Here is a 19,528-nt window from a genome sequence, read left to right as displayed (position 1 = left end):
CCATGGACACCGACGCACGTGGACGCGAGTTCCTCGGGACGGGCTGGGCCTTCCCCGTCGCGCTCGACCCGGCCACCGGCCTGGTCGAGCTCGTCTCCTACGAGGAGGACATCCGCCAGTCGATCGTCATCATCCTCGGCACGGCCAAGGGCGAGCGGGTCATGCGCCCGGACTTCGGGTGCGGCATCCACGACCTCGTCTTCGCCGCCCTGTCCACCCAGGTCGTGGCCCAGATCGAGACGACCGTGCGCGAGGCGCTGCGCACCTACGAGGCCCGCATCGACGTCCGCGCGGTGACCGTGAGCAGCGCGCACCTGGGCCTGGGCCGCCTCGACGTCGTCATCGACTACGAGGTCCGGGCGACCAACCAGCCCGGCAACCTCGTCTACCCCTTCTCCTTCCGGGAGTCGGCGAGCCGATGAGCACCTACCGTTCGCGCCTCGAGGCCGGCGTCCACCCGGGGACCGATCCCCGCCGGGCACCAGAGCTCCGGGCGGAGCTGCGCCGTCTCGCCGCCGCCCTGACCCCGCGGTGGCGGCCGACGGAGGAGCGCGACGACGTCGGCTCGGCCCTGCTGCGGATCGGCGCCCGGCTCGCCGAGGAGACGACGCAGCGCCTCGACGCCACCGCCCGGCGCGACGCCCTGGCGTTCTTCGACCTCCTCGGTCTGCCGCCTTCGCCGCCCCGGCCCGCCACCGGGGTACTCGTGCTCACCCTCGGGGTCAAGCAGCTGCGGGCCGTGCACGCGCCGGCCCGCACCCAGGTGGCCGTGACACCCCCGGCGCCCGACGTCGGTGCTGCCGGTGCCGCCAGTGCCCGGCCCGCCCCGGCCGGCGACGACGTCACCTTCGAGACCCAGGCCCGCCTCCGGGTGGTCCCGGGCCGGGTGGGCGAGCTGGTCGCCGTCGACGCCGGCGCCGACCGCATCGAGCTCGCCCCGGCGCGGGTGACCACGCCCGCCGCGCCGGTCGCGGCGGCGGACGGCTACCGCCTGCTGACGTTCGCCGGCGCCGGCAGCCGGACCGTCCAGCTCAGCCCCGCCGGGGGCCTCGCCCCGGAGGACCTGCTGCGGATCGGGACCGGCGCCTACCGGGTGCTCGAGGCCGACGAGCACGGGCTCGTCACCCTGGTGGACCCCCTCGAGGAGCCCGCGCCCGCCGGGACGACGGCGGCGCGGATCTCTGCGCTGGAGTCCTTCCGCCTGCGCGACGTCCAGGCGCACGTCCTGCACCTCGGCCACCCCGACCTGCTCAACCTCGACCAGCCCGCCACCATCGGGGTGACCCTCGCCCCGGCCGGTCTCGCCCGGGAGCTCGGCGCGCTCGACGTCGCCTGGTCGCTCTTCGGCACCCGCGACGGCGAGGAGGAGCCGGCCTGGCAGCGGCTCGACCTGCTCGGGGTCCGGGGGGCGCAGGTCCGCGTGGCCAAGTCGTGGGCCGGGTCCGTGGAGGAGACCGAGGTCCACGGCCACACCTCCCGGTGGCTCCGCGCCGAGCTGCGCACCCCGGTGGTCGGCCGGCCCCCGACGTCCCGGGCGTCGGGCGTGCACCTCAGCGTCGCCTCCGCGGGGACCGGCGAGGACGGGGCCACGAGTACGGGCACAGGCACCGGCGCGGGTGGCGGTGCGACCCCCGCGGAGGGCAGCCGGACCGTGACCGCCGCCGCGCACAACGGCACCCCGCTCGCCACCACCCGCCGGTTCCTGCCCTTCGGCCCCGAGCCGTTGCGCTTCGACGTCTTCGCCCTCGCCGCACCGGAGACCCTGAGCAAGAAGGGCGCCACGGCCCGGCTGGACATCACCCTGGTCGACTCCTCGATCGTCGCGTTCGTCCTCGCGACCGGGTCCGGGACGGACTGGCGCGGCTACGGCGCGGGCCGCAACGGCAACCTCCAGGTGCTGCTGCCGCAGGACGGCGCCGTCCGCTGGCTCGAGGCGCCCCTCACGGGCGAGGACGGCCGCCGGGTCCTGCTCGGGGCCGCCGCGCCGGTGGCCGTGGGGCGGACCGATGCCGCCGGCGACGTCGTCGTCGTGACCGACCGCGACGGCGCGCTGTGGTCCGCGGTGGTGCGCACCACCTCCACGGCGGTCACCGTCGACGGCAGCACGTGGCACGCGCTCGACCGCCCGGCCGGCCAGACGGCGGCGGGTGACGGCGGGGTCGCCGTCGTCGCGCCGGTGATCGTCCCGGCCCCGGCCGGCGACGGCGTGGCCGTGATCCTGGAGATGGCCGACCACGACCTGCACGCCCTCCGGCTGGACGAGGCCGGGCGCGCGGTGGGCACCTGGTCGGCCGTCGAGCCTGACTCATTGGCCCCGGCCGGGCTGCGGCTCCTCACCGGGGTCCAGGGCGCGGACTGGCCGGGCCGCCCGGACCGGGTCGAGGTCCTCGCCGCGGACGACGACGGCGCCCTGTGGGTGGCCACCGTCGAGGACGGGGCCGCCGGACCGACGGCGTCGTGGACGCAGGTCGCGGGGGAGGAGCCGGTGCCCCCGGCCCGCCCGGACGTCGTCCCCGCGGCGACGCGCTACCGCACCGGCGGCGCGGAGCACCTGTGGGTGTGCCTCGCGGCCGGCGGCGGTCTCGTCGGGCTCGACCGGGACGGCGACGACGTCACCGTCCTGCCCATCGCGGGCACGGTCGCGGACGGCTCCGCCCTGCACGCCCACCCGGGCGTGCTCGGCGTCGGCGGCCTGCCCACGACCGTCGGCCTGGGCCCGGACGAGGCGTTCGTGTGGCAGGGCGGCGAGGACGTCACGACCACGCCCCTGCCCGCCCCGGCGTCGGCCGCCCGCCCCCAGCTCGTCGCGACCGACGACGCGCTGGAGCTGCTCGTGCCCGGCGCCGGCGAGCGGGTGCTGCGTGCCGCCGTCGCCGCGCCGGAGGAGCTCGACGTCGAGCTCCACGACCTCATCGAGCTCGAGAGCCCCTGGGTGCCCAACCGCGCCGAGATCACCCCGTCCGACGGCACCGCCCCGTCCTTCGTCACCCTCGGGTCGGCCAACCGGCGCATCCGCGAGGGCGACGTCCGCGTGTACGAGGTCGACGGCGTCACCGCCGGAACCACCGTGCGGTTCCTGCGCGTGGGCGCCACCGCCCACACCGGCACCTTCGATCCGGCGGACAGCCGCACGCAGCTGCGTCTGGCCGCCACGGACACGGCCACCGAGGTGGGGTCGCGGATCGTCGCGGGCGAGGCCAGCCACGTCGTCACCGACCTCACCGGCGGCGTCGCCACCCTCGACCGGGAGGTCGCCGGCGACGACCCCGAGTACCAGGTGGTCGAGGAGACGGCCGTGGTGTCGGTGACGGACGAGGCGCTCGGCACCCTCGCGAAGGTCGTGACCACCGTCAAGCCGAGCGAGCTCGTCTTCGGCGCCCCCGCCGACCCGCGGACCCAGCAGGTCCTGCTCGCGGAGCGGGTCCTGTCGGTGGTGTGGGCGCGGCTCGGCGCGGCCTGGGAGACGCTGCCCGCGGCAGGCGCGACGGCGGCGTCGTTCGCCGAGGACCCCACCTGGTCGGTGACCGTGCGCGAGCGCGGCTACACCAACCCCGAGCTGTCGTGGGAGTACGCCGACGGCGAGGGCTGGCGGCGCCTGGAGGTGCTCGACGGGACCGACGACCTCTCGACGTCCGGGACCATCCGCTTCGTCGTCCCCGCGGACCTGACCACCACCGAGATCGGCGGCCAGGAGGACTACTGGATCCGTGCGCGGCTCGTGGGCGGTGACTACGGGCGGCCCACCTACCTGGTCCGGCAGGAGACCAGCGGCGGCGTCACGGAGCAGACGGTCGTCGTCGACACCTCCGAGCTGCGCCCGCCCGAGATCCTCGCCATCGAGGCGACCTTCGCCTCCCCGCCGGGCCTGCCGCCCGAGGTGCTGCTGGTGGAGAACAACGCCGACGTCGTCGACCAGACGCAGGCGGCAGCCGTGGCGTCGGCGAGCTTCGAGCTGTTCGAGGGCGCCGGGGCGGTCGGCGCGAAGTCGCGAGCGGTGTTCGCGGGCCTGACCGCCGCGATCGGCCGCGGGCCGCTCACGTTCCTCGTCGACGCCGTCGACCAGCCCGGGACCGGCGCGCTCGAGGTGGACGTGCGCACGCCCGAGGGCTGGCGCCGGGTGCCCACCGACGACCGGACGGCGTCCCTGCGCCGCACCGGGACGATCACCCTGGCGCTCGACCACGACCCGGTGCCGGTGCGGCTCTTCGGCCGGGACCGGGTGTGGCTGCGGCTGCGCCCTGGCGCGGACCCGGGCGGCTCCGGTTCGGCACCGGGCGGGGTAGCCGGCTCGGGCGCGGGGTCGGACGCCGAGGCGGCCGCGAGCTGGGCGCCGGTGGTGCGCCTCCTCCTGCCCAACGCGGTGCCGGTCAGTCAGGCGCGCACGGTCCAGCAGGAGATCCTCGGCTCGAGCCTCGGTGCCCCCGGCACGACCGTCTTCCTCGCCGACGTCCCCGTGCTGCCCGACACGGTCGAGCTCCGCGTCCGCGAGGACCTGGGCCAGGAGGAGGTCACGGCACTCGCGGCGCTCGCGGCCGAGACCCGCGGGGCAGGCCCGGCCCCCGTCGTCACCGGCGTCGAGCGGACACCAGGCACGTGGGTGCTCTGGCGCCGCGTCGACAGCCTCGTCGGGCAGAGCGGCGGCGCGCGCGTGTACGTCCTCGAGCCCGCGACCGGCCGGGTGCGGTTCGGCGACGACCGTACCGGCCGGATCCCGCCCGCCGGCCGGGACAACATCCGCGCCTTCGGCTACCAGCAGGGCGGGGGAGCGGCCGGCAACACCCCACCCTGGCCGGCCACCCGTCTGACGACGGCGGTCCAGGGCGTCGAGGCCGCCGTCCTGCCGCTCGGCACCGCCGGCGGCATCGATGCCCCTGCCGCCGACACCCTCTTCGCCACGGCGCCCCAGCAGCTCCGCCACGCCGGCCGCGCCCTGACCCCCGCGGACGTCGAGGCGCTCGCCGTCGCCTCCTCCGGGGACGTCCTGCGCGCGCGGTGCCGGCGCCCGCGGGGGCCGGGGGAGCCGGTCCGGGTCGCCGTCGCCGTGCGCGGCACCGGCTGCCCGCACCCGACGTTCGCCCAGCTCGACGCGGTCGCCGCGCGCCTGCGCGAGGTCGGCTGGGGCGCGCTCGACGGCGACGGCGTCGAGGTCACCGGCCCCACCGACGTCCCCGTGACCGTGGCGGTCACCCTCGGCGCCCCGCCCGAGCGGTGGGCCGCCGTCGAGCAGGACGCCACCACGGCGCTCGCCGCACTGTTCGACCCCGTCACCGGCGGGCCGGACGGGACCGGGTGGCCGTTCGGCCGGCGCCCGACGACCGCGGACGTGCTGCGGGCGCTCGCCCCGGTCGGTGGCGTCGAGCGGGTGGTCGAGGTCAGCGTCGACGTGCCCGAGGCGTTCCCGGTGGACGGCCTCGTCTGCGCCCAGGACCTCTCCGTCGTCGTCACGGGAGGCGCGCCGTGATCCCGAGCGAGTTCGTCACCTCGCTGGACACGATCGAGTTCGACCAGCTCGTCGACCTTGCCCGCGGGGAGATCCCCCGGTACGCCCCCGACTGGACCGACCACAACGTCCACAACCCCGGGATGACGCTCGTCGACCTCCTCGCCTGGATCGTGGACCAGCAGGTCTACCGCGCCGGGCACGTCGGCGGCCGGCACCTGCGGGCGTTCGCCGCGCTGCTGGGCCGCCGGGCGGAGGGTCCGGCCCCGGCGCGCGGGATCGTCTGGCCGGCCCAGGGCGTGGCCGAGGGCCGGCTCCTCCGGGAGGGCACCGAGGTCCGGTGCGAGGCGCACCCGGCGCTGCGCGTCGTCAGCGACCGGCAGGTCTACCTCACGCCCGCCGCGCTGGTGGGGGTCGACCTCACGGTCGGTGGAGCGGCCGTGCCCGCGCCGGCGCCCGACGGCCTGACGTGGACGGTCGACGGCGCCGGCCCGGGCACCGCCACCCACACCGAGACGGCCACCGCGTTGACGCTGCGGTTCGACGAGGCCCCCGGCATGGCCGGGACGACCGCCCCGGTCGCGCTCGGACTCGAGGTCGCCGCGCCGCCCGGACCCCCGCCGTCGCCGGAGACCTCCTGGGGCCCGGCGGTCTGGGAGTATCGGGCCGCCGACGACGGGTGGGAGCACCTGCCGGTCGAGCACGACGGCACCGCGGGGCTGGCGAGGACCGGCGTCGTCGTCCTCACCGTCCCGCCAGCACGGCCGGGCACCGCCGAGGTCCGCCTCCGGCTGGACCGCGGCTTCTTCCCCGTCCCCCCGCAGGTGCGCGCCGTCGCCGTCAACGCCCTGCCGGTGGTCCAGCTCGAGCGCGTCGCCCGTGCGGCGCTGGCGGTCGGCACCGGCCTGCCGGACCAGACGGTCGAGCTCTCGACCGCCGACCTGGTTCCGGCGTCCGGCGGTCCCCGCCTGGCTATCGAGGTGGGCGACGAGCCCTGGACCGAGCACGACCTGGCCACCTCCGGCCCGGACGACCGGCACTACGCCGTCACGCCGGACGCCGTCGTCTTCGGCAACGGCGTCAACGGCCGCCGCCCACCGGCCGGCGCGGCGATCGCCCACGGCGACCTGCTGCGCACCGCGGGCTCCGGCGGGAACCTCCGGCCCGGTCTGACCTGGGGCGTCCCGGTCCTCGGCCCGGTCCCGTACGGCGCCAACCGCCACGCGCTCGCGGGCGGCCGGGACGCGACGACCGCCACGGAGCTCCTCGCGCACGCCCGGGCCGCGGCCACCAGCCGGGCGGTGCTGCTCACCGACGACGACCTCGCGGCCGCCGCCTACGCCCTGCCCGGCATGGCGGTCGGCCGGGCGGAGGTGCTGCCGCGGTTCGACCGCCGGCTCCCCGGCCGCTCCGTCGACGGCGTCCGGACCCTCGTCGTGGCCCCGGCCGGGTTCGACGTCGGACCCGGTGGCTCGGCCGAGGTGCCGCGGGCGTACCTGCGTGAGGTCGCCGCGCAGCTCGGCGGCGGACGGGTGCTCGGCGAGCGGCTCGTGGTCCAGGGGCCGGCGGTCGTCGTCGTCGACGTGGCGGTGCGCGTCACGACCCAGGCGTGGGCCGTCCCGAGTGACGTCGCGGCCGCGGTCGAGGCGGCGCTGCGCGACCGGCTCACCGCCGTGCGGCGATCTGCGGAGCCCTGGCCGTTGGGACGTGACCTCACCGTCACCGACGTCGTGGCCATCGTCGCGAGCGTCGAGGGTGTCGGGACCGTCCCCGACGTCCGGCTCGCGGCGGACGGGTCGGCAGGTTCCTCGGCGACCGCCGACGACGAGTCGTCTGGGCTCACGGTGCCCCGTGACGGCGTCGTCGTCGCGGGTGACGTGGAGGTCGTCGTCGACGGCGGCGCCCCGGGCGCCGAGCCGAGCTGGCGGAGGTGGGACTGATGCCCTCGGTCGAGGAGCGCGTCTACGACTTCCGCACGGCAGCCCACTGGCGGGCCGGCGTCCGCCGCGGCCTGCAGGTGCGGGGTGACCGGCTGGTCGTCCCGGACGTTCTGACGGTGCGCCCTGTCGGCGGAACGGGGAGCGCCGACGGCGGCGCCCTGGCCGCGGCCGGCGGGTGTGCCGGGCTGACCTGGCTGCGGCCGCGGTCCCGCGAGCTCGCGCGCCTGCTGGCGGAGGAGCAGGCCGTCGCCGAGCTCGGGGTCCTGGAGGGTCCTGCGCCGGCGCGGCGCCTCGTCGTCGGCCGGTCGCTGCTGTGGGTGCTCGCCGGGGACGACCTCGAGCGTCACGACGCCCGGACGCTCCAGCGCCTCACCCCTGCCGCGGTCCCGACCGGCTGGCGGGTCAGCGACGTGACCGGTGACGGCGCAGACGGCGTGTGGGTCGTGGAGCTCGGCCGAGCGGGCCGGCGGCTGCGGCACGTCGACTGCTGGGGCCGCACCTGTCGCGACACCATCGCGCTGGACCGGACGGACGGCCCTGACTCGGGCCCGGCCGCGGACGCAGGCGCGGACACGTCGGATCCGGCTGTCGGTGACCGAGCCGAGCTGTCGGTGGCGGCAGGCGCGACCGGGGCCTGGATCGCCGTCGTGGACCCCGACGCCTCGACCGAGCTGCTCGTCGTCGACACCTCGACGGCGGCCGTGACGCGCATCCCGCTGGACCCCGTGCACCGACGTGGCCGCACGCTGCTCGCAGCCGACACGGTGGTGCACCTGCTCACCGTCGCCGACGACCGTTCGGCCGGTGTGGTGTACCAGTCGCTCGACCCCCGCACCGGCGACGTCGAGGACCACCAGGTCCTCACCCTCCCGCGGGGCCTCGGCCGCCTGACCTCGCTCGCCGTGGAGGGGACGACCCTCGTTCTCGGTGGCAGCGGCGGCCTCGCGCACATCGTCGCGGCGCCCGCGACGGAGCCACGCCGGGCCACGTTCATCACCCCCGCCCTGGTCTCCCCGCTGGGGCCGGTCGCGCCGTGGGACCGGGCCGAGGTCGACGTCGTCCTGCCCGCCGGGACGACCCTGGAGATCAGCTGGGCGACCGGCGACCCGTCACTCGCGGCGTCGCTGCTCGACGGACGGTCCCGAGCCGGCGTTGTCGATGAGCAGCGGCTCACCTGGCGGCGGGGAGCCACCTACCGCGGCAGCACCGACTCGCCGGAACGGCTCGTGGACCTCCTCGACGGCGCGGACGGGACCACGCTCTGGCTGCGCCTCGAGCTGGCCGTGCCCGCCGGCGGCCCGGCGCCCGAGCTGGCCCGGTTGCGCGTGCGCTACCCCGGCACGTCCTACCTCGACCACCTCCCGGCGATCTACCGGGAGGACCCGCGCGGCGCCGACGAGCTCCGTCGCCTGCTCGCGCCCTACGAGGTGCTCCTCGACGGCATCGACGAGACCCTCGACGCGCTCCCGGCCCGGCTCGACCCGGTGACCGCGGACGACGGCTGGAGCGACTACCTCCTCGGCTGGCTGGGCTTCCCGCCGCTCGGCGAGCTCCCCGCGCACGTGCGGCGGGGCCTCCTCGTCCGCGCCGCCGAGATCCTCGACCTGCGGGGCACCCGCACGGGTCTGGAGCTGGTCCTCGACCTCGTCACCGGCGGCCGGGCGAGCGTCGAGGACTCGGCCGACGAGCCCGCCGGCTGGTTCCTCGGTGTGCACGCGGCGCCGTCGGTCGGGGCGGAGCCCGCCCGGCTGGGCGCGGACACCGTGGCGCTCGGACAGCTGCCGCGCCCGCCGCGCGCCGGCGCGCTGGTGCTGGGCACCGCCCGGCTCGGTCCGACCTGCGCCGACCCGGTGGCGATGCTCGCTTATCGGGCCCGGACGGTGACGATCACGCTCGCCGTCGGGCCGGAGCGTTCCGAGCTCGAGCCCCTCCTCGGCCGGCTCCTGGACGTCTTCGTGCCCGCGCACTGCCGCGTCGAGGTCCGGTGGACCGGCGCGGCCGGTGGGAGGCGGCTCGGCGGGGGCCTGCGCCTGGCGGGCGGGCCCGGCGACCGCACCGACGGCGCCGTCGTCGCCGATTCCGACGACTCCCGGCTCGCCGGCGCCGACCACCTCGGGGCGACGACCCGACTGGGCCGCTGGCCCCTCCCCGCCACGGCCGGCGCACCGATCGTGCTCGACCACGCCGCCCGACCTGGCCCAGGACCGCGATTGCAGTGAGAAGGAGCGACCTATGAAGAACAGGAGCGGTCCCGAGCGGGGCGCCTGGTCCCGCCGGCCGAGCTTCACCCCCCGGCAGATGCTCACCGCGGAGCAGCTCAACGCCGGCCTCGCCGACGAGCTCATGCGCCAGCAGCTGCTCAGCCGCGCCGTCCACGGCTACGGCGTCGTCCTGGGCTTCGCCCTGTCGGTGGACGACGACGGTGCCCTGGACCTGCGCCGCGGCTGCCTCGAGCTCAGCGGCGGTCTGGCGCTGGACCGGCACGGCCGGATGCTCCTGTGGGAGGGCGGGCGGCTCGGCATCGCCGACCTCGTCGGCCCGCCGCCGCGCGGGCCCGGCTGGTACACGCTGTGCGCGCACTACGCGCGCCGCGCCCCCCAGGAGGAGGACTGCCGGGGTGACGACCCGCACTGGGCGCACGACGGTGTCGTCTTCTCCCTGCACCGTGGCTGCCTGGGGGTCGACCGGGACTGCCCGGACCACCCGCACGACCGGTGCCTCAGCCACGACGAGTACCTCGGTGTCCGCACCGGCGGCCTGCCGGGCGATCCGGAGAGTCCCGACGTCGAGTGGCTTCTCCGGGAGCCGGGGCCGATGCGCCCGACCGGTGACGACGAGTGGGAGTACGACGCCGACCCGGAGGTCTGCGTCCCGCTGGCGTGCGTCCGGATCTGCGACCTCGCCGCCAAGGACGACCGCGACCAGCATCCCGGGACGGACGGGAAGGACCCGGACCAGTACCCCCAGGACGACGGCAAGGATGACGGCAAGGACGACGGGAAGGACCCGTACCCCGAGGGTAAGGACCCGGCCAAGGAGAACGAGAAGTACCCGCAGAAGCAGGAGCAGAAGGAGCCGCCGAAGAGCGACCAGCGCTACCCGGACAGGCCCGCCGAGGCGCTGGGGGAGAAGTACCCCGAGAAGGACCGGGATGACCCCAAGCATCCTGAGAAGCACCTCGACGAACCCGAGCAGCGTCCCGACAAGTCCGACCGGTGGGACCACGACGCGCACCCCGGGCCGCGACCCGACCCCTGCGACCCGCGGTACGGCTTCTGCCCCAGAACCGAGCCCGACACGGTCAGCGTCCGCCCGTTTGTCTACCGCAACCCGCTGCTGTACGAGCTGACCAGCTGCTGCGACGCCGACCTGCCGCGGGTGCGGTCGGTCTCCTGGCAGGACTGGCTCGACGGCGGCTGGTCGACGCCGGTGCCCTGGCGGGCGTTCGAGGAGCGGCTGACGTCGGGCGGGCTCGAGGTCTGGTTCACCAGACCGCTCGACCCGCGCACCCTCCACGAGGCGAGCGTCTTCGTCACCGCCTTCTACCAGCAGGACGACGCCAGCTGGCTGAGCTACCGCGTCCCGCTGGCCGAGGTGACGCCGCTCGGCCGGGCCGACAAGGACGGAGATGCCGAGCACGGTGACCACGGCGACGGCGCCTGGGGAGCCAGGCTCGTGCTGGACGACGAGTGGCTCGGCGCCGAGGTGACGGGCCGGCGCTCGAACCTCTTCGCCGGCGCCCGGATCGAGATCACCGTCCGCGGCCAGCTCCTGCGCGACCGCTGCGGCCGGATGCTCGACGCCCGCCCACCGGGCCTGAAGTGCGGCGTCCGGTGCCAGTCCCGGCCCGGCGACGACCTCGTCACCGCCTTCCAGGTGGAACGGCGGACCCGCCGGAAGGGCGGCTACAGCCCGGACGAGGCGGACACCGGGGGCGCGACATGACCGGCCACGTGGCACCCGGCACCACCAGACGTGGACCTGACCGCACGGCGGCGCGAGACCAAGGAGCGAGAAGATGAAGACCAAGGAGTGCAGCGTCCAGCTCCCCCGGAAGGCGCGGCCGAGCGGGATCGAGAGCGTGTCGTTCCACGACGGCATGCTCGTCAGCGCCGACGACCTCGACACCGCCGCTCGCTACCCCGTGTCCCTGCTGCAGAGCGTGCTGCGGGCGTACCTCGGGTGCGGCGTCGTCTGCGGCTTCGGGCTTCGGGTGCGGCGCACCGTCAAGGGCGAGCCCGCCTGGGTGCTCTGCGTGGACCGGGGCCTGGCGATCGACTGCGAGGGGTACCCGATCGAGCTGTGCGCACCCGTCGAGCTCGACCTGACGCCCGACCCCTGTGCCTGCGAGCCACCGCCGCCGACGGTGCTCATCGCCGTGCGCCGGACGACGTCGGACGAGACGTCACACCGGAGCGACGACGGGAACGGGTGCGGACGGTGCCGCGACGACGACGCGCACGAGTGCGGGCGGGTTCGCGAGCACACGCTGGTCCGGGCGTTCACCCCGGAGGAGCTCGACGCCCTGTCGGTGTGCCGCCGCACGCCCGCGGACCGGCAGGACGACGACGGCCGGTGCGACGACCACGGCGACCAGTCCTACGAGACCGAGCGGCGCGGGTGGTGCGAGTTGCTCACCACGTGCCCGAGCTGCTGCTGCGAGGCGGAGTGGATCCTCCTGGGCGCCGTGACGCTCGACGAGAACCGCGGCATCGTCGGCGAGCCGGACCACGCGGGGCGGCGGTGGGTCAAGCCGGTCGAGGCCATGTGCGCGGCCGACCGGGCCACCGCCGAGCTGGCCGAGAAGGTCGCGGCGCTCGAGGACGCCGTCTCCCGGCTGGGCAAGAGCCCTGCCGCCCGGAAGGCCGCGGGCTCGTAGCGCCGGACCATGGCCCAGACCCGCCAGGCACCCGCCCGCCGGACCGGTGCGGAGCCGCGCCGACCCGCCGCGCCGACCCGCCGGGCCGGCGCGGTGACGCCCGCCGACCTGCAGCAGCGCCTGGGCAACCGGGGGGTCGGCGCGGCGTTCGGGCTGGGCCAGGGCGGGCCGGTGGCCCGGGCGGCGGGCAGCGTGTCGGCGGCCGCGGCCGCGAGGGCTGCCGCTCCTGCGGCCGCGCGGGCCGCTGCTCCCGCGGCCGCGAGGGCCGCTGCTCCCGCGGCCGCGAGGGCGGCTGCTCCGGCCGTGGCGCGGGGTGCCGCTCCGGTCGTCGCGAGAGCGGCGGCGCCGGCTGTGGCGGTGCGGGGTGCGCCCGCGGTTGCGGCGGTGCCGGTCGCTGCCCGGGTGCCCGGGACGGCGGCGACCGGTCCGACGGTGACCACCGGGACCGGCCCAACGACGGCGATGACCGGTGTCTCGGCACCGGGACCCGGCGCTCCGGCAGGCGGAGCAGGGACGGTGGCGGAGCTTGCCGGCGGGCCGGGGGCGGCGGAGCCGGCGGCAGCGGCGACCGAGGCCGCGGCGGCAGGAGCCGGAGCAGCGCAGGCCATGGCCGGAGCCGCGCCGGTCGTCCCCGAAGCCGGTGCGGTCACGGCGGAGGGGGCCGCGGTGGAGGCAGCCGCGGCGGAGGCGGCGCCAGAGGTGACGGAACCGCCGTCGCCGCGGGAGGCGATCGCGCCGGCGGTCCAGCAGATCCGCCAGCGGGCTGGCCGGGCGTCCGGGCACACCCCGGCCGGGACGATCCAGGTCAATGCTCAGGCGGCGGCGGTCCGCCACCCGACCGAGCAGCTGCGCGGCGCCGCCGTCGCGACCGTGCAGAACCTCGACGAGGCGGGGACGGAGACGGACACCTTCCAGCGGGAGTCCTTCCGGGCTGCGTTGAGTGCGGCGATCGTGGCGGCGACGTCACCGACGCCGACCAGCGAGGACCAGGCCAACAGGGTCATCTCCGGCGGCGCGCAGGCCGCGAGCTCCAGCCTCCAGGGGCAGCTCGGCGCGCAGCGGGACGCGGCGGCCGGCCCGCTGGCGGCGCCCGCCGCGGCCGAGGTGCCTCCGGCCGACGTCGAGACGCCCCAGCCGGAGGTCGACCTGCAGGTCGAGCAGGTGGGCCCGTCCCCGGCGCCCGTCGCCGCCGCCCCCGTCGTGCCGGCACCTCTGCCCCCGGAGCGGCTCGACTACTCCGAGGACCGGCAGGCGACCGACTCCGCGATGGCGGAGAGCGGGGTCACCCAGGACCAGCTCGAGCGGGGGAACGAGCCGGAGTTCGGCCAGACCCTTACGGCCCGGACCGAGGCCGAGGAGCACGAGGCCCAGGTGGCGGCCACGTACCGGGCCGGCGAGGCCGAGGTGCGCGGGGGTGCCGAGCAGCGGGCCCAGGGCGCCCTGGCCGGCGGCCTGGCCGGCATGCAGGAGGCCCGGACCGGGGTGATCGGAACCGTCGCGGGCCGCCAGACGGGCACCATGACGCGGGACGAGGCAGAGCGCCGGCGGGTCACCACCACGATCGAGGGGATCAAGAACCGCACCCGGACCGACGTCGAGACCCTCCTGACGGAGATGGAGACCGAGGCCGCCCGCATCTTCGGCGAGGGTCTCACCGCCGCCGAGAAGGCCTACCGCGACACCTTCGAGGAGGAGAAGGGCGGCGTCGGTACGTGGCTGACGACGTGGGGCGACGACTGGGAGGAGCTCATCGAGAGCTCCCTCGCCACCGCCCGGAGCGCATACCTGTGGCACGTCAACGAAGCGATCGACCTGGTCGCCGACTGCGTGGACGCCAAGCTCGCCGCCGCGAAGCGGCGCGTCACCCAGGGGCTCGCCGAGGTCCAGGTCTTCGTCGCCAGCCTCGACGTCAGCCTGCAGGCCTTCGGCATGGAGACGCTCGCGGCGGTCTCCAACGAGTTCGACGAGATGACGCAGAGCATCGACGCCCGCAAGGACGCGCTCGTCGAGAGCCTCACGAACCAGTACAAGGCGTCGTACGAGCGCATGTCCGCCATGGAGGAGGAGCTGCGCGCCGCCAACAAGTCCCTGTGGCAGCGGGTCTACGACGCGACGATCGGCCTGGTCAAGAAGATCCTCGCCTTCAAGGACATGCTGCTGAGCATCCTGGCCAAGGCGGCCGACGTCGTCTCCGACATCATCTCCGACCCCATCGGCTTCCTGGGCAACCTCGTCGCCGGCGTCGCCCTCGGCCTGGAGAACTTCATCGCCAACATCGGCACCCACCTCAGGAAGGGCCTGATGGACTGGCTCTTCGGCGCGCTCGGCGGGGCCGGGATCACCATGCCGGACTCCTTCGACCTCAAGGGCATCGTCAGCATCGTCCTGCAGGTGCTCGGGCTCACCTACGCCAACTTCCGTGCGCGGGCGGTCAAGATCGTGGGCGAACCGGTCGTCTCGGCGCTGGAGCAGGCGGCGGAGGTCTTCAAGGTCATCGCGACCGAGGGGATCCCGGGTCTGTGGCGGTTCATCCAGGAGAAGGTCGCCGATCTCAAGGCGATGGTCCTCGACGCGATCTGGGAGTTCATCCAGGAGAAGGTCATCGTCGCCGGCATCACGTGGATCGTCGGCCTGCTCAACCCGGCGTCCGCGTTCTTCAAGGCGTGCAAGGCGATCTACGACATCGTCATGTTCTTCATCAACCGCGGGTCGCAGATCATCGACCTCGTCAACGCGGTGATCGACTCGATCGGGGCGATCGCCAAGGGCTCGATCAGCGTGGCGGCGACGTTCGTCGAGAACGCCCTCGCCAAGGCGATACCGGTAGCCATCGGGTTCCTCGCCAGCCTGCTCGGCCTGGGCGACATCAGCACCACCATCCGCAACACGATCGACAAGGCCCGCGCACCCGTCAACGACGCCATCGACTGGGTGATCAACCAGGCGGTCAAGGGCGGCAAGGCGGTCCTCGCGATCCTGGGCGGCGGGCCGAAGCCCGCCGCGGCCGCCGACCAGGCCCCGCCGCCGGCGGATCTCGACGTCACCGATCACCGAGCGGTCGCTTCCCAAGCGGCGAGTGACCTTCGGGCCGGGGGTGAGGCAGAGGACTACGCCTCCCTGCGGTCCGCGAAGGAGGAACAGGCTCGCACCATCGAGCGTCGTTACACCTCGCTGCTCGAGCCCGGGATCGGCCTGACGATCGCCTTCGCGCCCGCCGCCGAGGACCGCACCGATGCTGATCTCGACTTCACCGTGACGATCGCGCCCAACAACTCGGTGGTCGAGGGAGCCGTCCCTGCGCCGGTGGCCGACGAGGCAGTGGCCTTCAAGGCCGGGGACCCCGCGTCCGTGCGGTTGGCGAGCGGCGAGGAGTGGAAGGACGCGGAGTTCGTCGAGACCACCGAGATGTCCGGCACAACCCTGTACACGTTCCGGCTGACCCGGTTCCGTGCCGGGACGCTGCTGCGCCTGCGCCCGTCCGACACCGACCGGTACTCCAAGAAGGAGGTCGTCAGGCGCGGCCCCCACACCATGCAGCTGAGCATCATCGTCGGTGGACAAGAGGTGGTGGCCACCACGTTGGTGAGCGGCGACATGACCCAGGAGGAGTACGAGCTCGGCTACCCCCTCAACATGCTCGCCACACACACCGAGGCACGGGCGCTGTCGACCTACGACGACTACGTCCGCCCTGGTGCTCACTGGGTCATGACCGGGCACTACCTGTCCTGTAGCTCGTGCAAGGGCAAGATGAACGCTGCCGGACGACGGGGCGCCAAGATCTCGTACGAACCGGGCGGATTCAGCGCCGGCGGGAGCTAGGAGGCAAAATGGAGGACATCGAGGTCCGGGCGGTCGCTGCCGTCCGGGCGGACGGTTCCGCCGTGGTCGGACTGGGTGAGGACGAGTCCGGGGCCGGGACGCATCTCATCGTCTCCCGACTGCTCACCCCGCACGGCTCTGCGGCCACCTCCGAGCCGTACACGCTTTCCACCGACACGGGAGCGACGTGCGAAGGGGGAGTGCGCGAGATCGTCGCGGACGGGGTCACCCTGACGATCCGGGTCAGCGACGGCGCCGCTGAGACGCTGGGTATCCCGGTCGAGCGTCGGTACAGGTTCTCTGACGCCACCGTCGCGGCGAGGATCCACAAAGCCCTCGCCTGGCTCGTCGACCCCGCCCGATCCACCGTGCCCGACGATCTCTTCGACCGTCCGTAGAGGGCAGGAGGACCCGACGTGAGTCCGAACCTCGCGGTGGTAGCGATCTTCGGCACGAACGATGCCACGGTGGACGAGCTCGCCGCTGCGGAGCTGCTTGGTGCAGCGGTGCACCGGGCGGAGGCCGTCCTGCTCACCGGAGGAGACCTCAAGCCCAGCAGGCCGCGACATGTCAAGGACACGGCCATCTTCGCTGCGAACGGAGCCGCATCACCGGGCCGGCCGGCGAGGTGGATCGGTGTCGCCAACAAGGAGCGCGCGGCTCCACCCCACTGGCGCGGAGCGGAGGCGGTCGTCCTGACACCCGGGTGGGGGCATCGACGCAACCTCGTCGAGGCCTGTCTGTGCGATGCCGCGATCGCCATCGGCGGAGCCAGCCCAGGGACGTCCTCGGAGGCGCTGTTCAGCCTCTACCTCAGGCGACCGCTCATCGTCCTCGGAGGAGAGGACATCAGTCCGCGAACGGTCCGACAGCTCGTCCCCCTGGCCGAGCAGAAGATTCGCCGTCCGTCGCGGCGAGCCCTGGCCGTGGATCGTGGCGTTGCCGGAGCCTATGCCTGGGCCGACGAGGTGGACATCGCACTGGACGTGCGGGCGCTGCCAACACGGGCGGCTTCCGCCTCAGAGCTGGTTGCCGACGTGCTCGGCCGCGCCACCCATCGCGCACCTCGGCCAGAGCTCGACCGTTTGGTTGACGAGGCGACCTGGGACGGCGTCGTCGCGATGGCGCTTCGCGAGGTCGGACGGGGCGCGGGCTGACGATCGTCTGGGGGTCCGCTCGGAGACCGCACCTCGCTCACCGATTCTGCGGAGCGGTACCGTCGAGTGCGGCTCTCGCCGCGCCCTGCTGGACCACCGGAGGATCAGCGATGGCCACCGTGACGATCACCGAGTCACCGCTGACGCTCGAGGAGATGCTCGACGTCGTCGACGGCGCCCGCGTCGAGCTCGACGAGACGGTCCGCGCCAGGATCGCGGCGAGCCGCGCCGTCGTGGACCGGGCACTCGAGGCCCGTGAGGCCGTGTACGGCCTCACCACCCAGGTCGGGCACGGCAGGGACACCCGGCTCACCGAGGAGCAGATCCGCGACGAGCAGCTCTTCCTCGTCATGTCGCACAGCGGCGGGATCGGCGCGTCCCTGCCGACCGACGTCGTGCGCGCTGCCCTGGCCGTGCGCCTGAACGGCATCGCGCGCGGCGGGTCCGGCGCCGGCCTCCGGGTGGCCGAGGTGCTCGCCGAGATGCTCAACGCCCGGGTCCACCCCGTGGTGCCCGAGGTCTCCTCGGTGGGCGCCGGGGATCTCGGGCAGCTGGCGGGCGTGGCGCAGGTCGCCATCGGCGTCGGTCGCGCCGAGCACGGTGGCGAGATCCTGCCCGGCGGCGAGGCGCTACGGCGGGCCGGCATCACTCCGCTCGTCCTCGGCGGCAAGGACGGCCTCGCGCTGATCTCGGCCAACGCGGTGTCGGTCGGCCACGCCGCGCTCGTGGTCGCCCGGGCCGCCCGGATCGCCGAGGCGGCCGACCTCGCCGCCGCCCTGTCGATGGAGGCGACCGGGGCCAACGTCTCGGTGCTCCACCCAGCGGTGGGCCGGGCCCACGGGATCCCCGGGCAGGTCGACGCCGCGGACCACCTCCGTGAGGTTCTCGCCGGGAGTGCGCTGGCCGAACCTGGAGGGGCCCGCTCCGTCCAGGACCCGCTCTCGTTCCGGGTCGTCCCGCAGGTCCACGGCGCGCTGCGCGAGTACGTGGCGGCGGCTCGTCACGCGGTCACCACCGAGCTCAACGCGGCCGCGGACAACCCGCTCGCCTCGGCGGCCGAGGGCGTCCTCCTGAGCAACGGGAACTTCCACCCCATGGTTCTCGCGATCAGCTTCGACGCCCTGCGCATCGCGCTGGCGCACGTGGGCCAGCTCAGCGAACGCCGGATGGCGCAGCTCTGGGGCGCCTTCTTCCGCCAGATGGCCGACGGACCGCCGCCGCAGCAGCCGGTGTACGGCCTCCAGCTGCGCTACACCGCGGCAGCCCTGCTGCCCGAGCTCGTGCAGCTCGCGGCTCCCGCGACCCTCGGCACCCCGCCCCTCGACCTCGACGTCGAGGACCACGCCACCGGCGCACCGCTGGCCGTGCGCCGGACCGACCAGGCCCTGGGCGTGCTCGAGGACCTGCTCGCGATCGAGCTTCTCATGGCGCACGACGTGCTGGCGCCGGCGGCCGCTCCGGTCACCGGGAAGGGCACGGCGACCGTCCTGGCGACCGTGACCGAGGCGATCGCGGCCGCGGAGCCCTACGCCGAGGCCGTCCACGCCACGCTGCGGACCAGGTTCCCGGGCACCCCGGCACGGCAAGCACAGATCGACGATCGCGGGTAGCGGGCTGACGGCCGGGTCCCGACGGCGCCCCCGGCCGGCTTGCGGGCGGGGGCCTGGCGGGGGAGCGTGGATTCACCCGAGCGAAGGAGTGGACATGGCGCAGCGTCCCGCCGCGGAGATCACCTCCGACTGGCCAGAGGAGTCCCGCGAGGCAGCACAGCTCGTCGTCGACAAGTACGGCGAGCCGCAGGAGGCCACCGACTCGTACCTCATCTGGCACGCGCCCGGTCCCTGGAAGCGCATGGTGGCGTCCAAGGACTTCGACGAGCACCTCTTCCCCGCGCCGCACAACGACTCGGTCCAGTCCGTGCTGGACTACCGCGTGCCCCCGGAGAAGGTCTCCGACCTCGCGCGCTTCGACGGCAGCGTGGTGGTCGACCGCACGCAGGGCGAGGTGTCGGCCCGCTGCCACGACGAGGAGGCGAACAACCTCGCGCTGAACCTCATGCACGACGTCGTCACCGCCGCGAAGACCGTGGAGGAGGCGCGTGCCTACTACGCCAAGGAGTTCGCCGACTACCGGCGTGGCGAGCCGACGCCCTACATGGAGAAGCTCCGGTTCACCGCCGTGAGCGACGCCGCCGACCCCGACGAGCGGATCCTGTCCGACGAGGACCTGGCGGAGGCGCAGCGCGAGGGCGAGCGCAAGAAGGGCTGAGGCACCCGGCGCGGCCGGCAGC

The 19,528-nt window shown here is 75.0% G+C and carries 11 protein-coding genes; all 11 read left to right on the top strand.

Features of this window, described 5'->3' with window-relative positions:
- Positions 1 to 2: 2 nt before the first annotated feature.
- The 11 genes from AAEM63_RS11135 to AAEM63_RS11085 all read left to right on the top strand — a co-directional run bounded on the left by AAEM63_RS11135 (position 3) and on the right by AAEM63_RS11085 (position 19,506).
- Positions 3 to 422 (top strand): GPW/gp25 family protein, encoded by a 420-nt coding sequence (locus AAEM63_RS11135; RefSeq protein ID WP_341358343.1) that lies wholly within the window; start codon positions 3 to 5, stop codon positions 420 to 422.
- The gene (locus tag AAEM63_RS11130) at positions 419 to 5,461 is read left to right on the top strand and encodes a hypothetical protein (RefSeq protein ID WP_341358342.1); all 5,043 of its coding nucleotides are present in this window, start codon (positions 419 to 421) and stop codon (positions 5,459 to 5,461) included. Before AAEM63_RS11135 ends, AAEM63_RS11130 begins: the two co-directional genes overlap by 4 nt.
- Entirely contained in the window at positions 5,458 to 7,380 is a 1,923-nt protein-coding gene (locus AAEM63_RS11125; protein WP_341358341.1) for a hypothetical protein, read from the top strand. The genes AAEM63_RS11130 and AAEM63_RS11125 overlap by 4 nt, the downstream gene beginning before the upstream one ends.
- Positions 7,380 to 9,599, top strand: a complete 2,220-nt coding sequence (locus AAEM63_RS11120; protein WP_341358340.1) for a hypothetical protein — start codon at positions 7,380 to 7,382, stop codon at positions 9,597 to 9,599. The genes AAEM63_RS11125 and AAEM63_RS11120 overlap by 1 nt, the downstream gene beginning before the upstream one ends.
- 13 nt (positions 9,600 to 9,612) lie before the next feature.
- Positions 9,613 to 11,325 carry a hypothetical protein gene (locus tag AAEM63_RS11115; RefSeq protein ID WP_341358339.1) on the top strand — a complete coding sequence of 571 codons (1,713 nt, stop codon included), beginning with the start codon at positions 9,613 to 9,615 and terminating at the stop codon, positions 11,323 to 11,325.
- Positions 11,326 to 11,398: 73 nt separating this feature from the next.
- On the top strand, positions 11,399 to 12,259 hold the full coding sequence (locus AAEM63_RS11110) for a hypothetical protein (RefSeq protein WP_341358338.1): 861 nt from the start codon (positions 11,399 to 11,401) through the stop codon (positions 12,257 to 12,259).
- A 9-nt stretch (positions 12,260 to 12,268) separates the two neighbouring features.
- On the top strand, positions 12,269 to 16,081 hold the full coding sequence (locus tag AAEM63_RS11105; protein WP_341358337.1) for a hypothetical protein: 3,813 nt from the start codon (positions 12,269 to 12,271) through the stop codon (positions 16,079 to 16,081).
- An 8-nt stretch (positions 16,082 to 16,089) separates the two neighbouring features.
- The gene (locus tag AAEM63_RS11100; RefSeq protein WP_341358336.1) at positions 16,090 to 16,479 is read left to right on the top strand and encodes a hypothetical protein; all 390 of its coding nucleotides are present in this window, start codon (positions 16,090 to 16,092) and stop codon (positions 16,477 to 16,479) included.
- A gap of 18 nt (positions 16,480 to 16,497) precedes the next feature.
- Positions 16,498 to 17,238, top strand: a complete 741-nt coding sequence (locus tag AAEM63_RS11095) for a hypothetical protein (protein ID WP_341358335.1) — start codon at positions 16,498 to 16,500, stop codon at positions 17,236 to 17,238.
- Between the two features lie 110 nt (positions 17,239 to 17,348).
- Positions 17,349 to 18,848 (top strand): aromatic amino acid ammonia-lyase, encoded by a 1,500-nt coding sequence (locus AAEM63_RS11090; protein WP_341358334.1) that lies wholly within the window; start codon positions 17,349 to 17,351, stop codon positions 18,846 to 18,848.
- A 94-nt stretch (positions 18,849 to 18,942) separates the two neighbouring features.
- Complete coding sequence (locus AAEM63_RS11085; protein ID WP_341358333.1) at positions 18,943 to 19,506, top strand: hypothetical protein; 564 nt, start codon at positions 18,943 to 18,945, stop codon at positions 19,504 to 19,506.
- Positions 19,507 to 19,528 lie beyond the last annotated feature (22 nt).

It is taken from the genome of Georgenia sp. M64, from assembly GCF_038049925.1.
GTDB lineage: Bacteria > Actinomycetota > Actinomycetes > Actinomycetales > Actinomycetaceae > Georgenia.
Note: the sequence above shows the minus strand (reverse complement) of the source record. Positions and strands in the feature narration are given on the sequence as shown.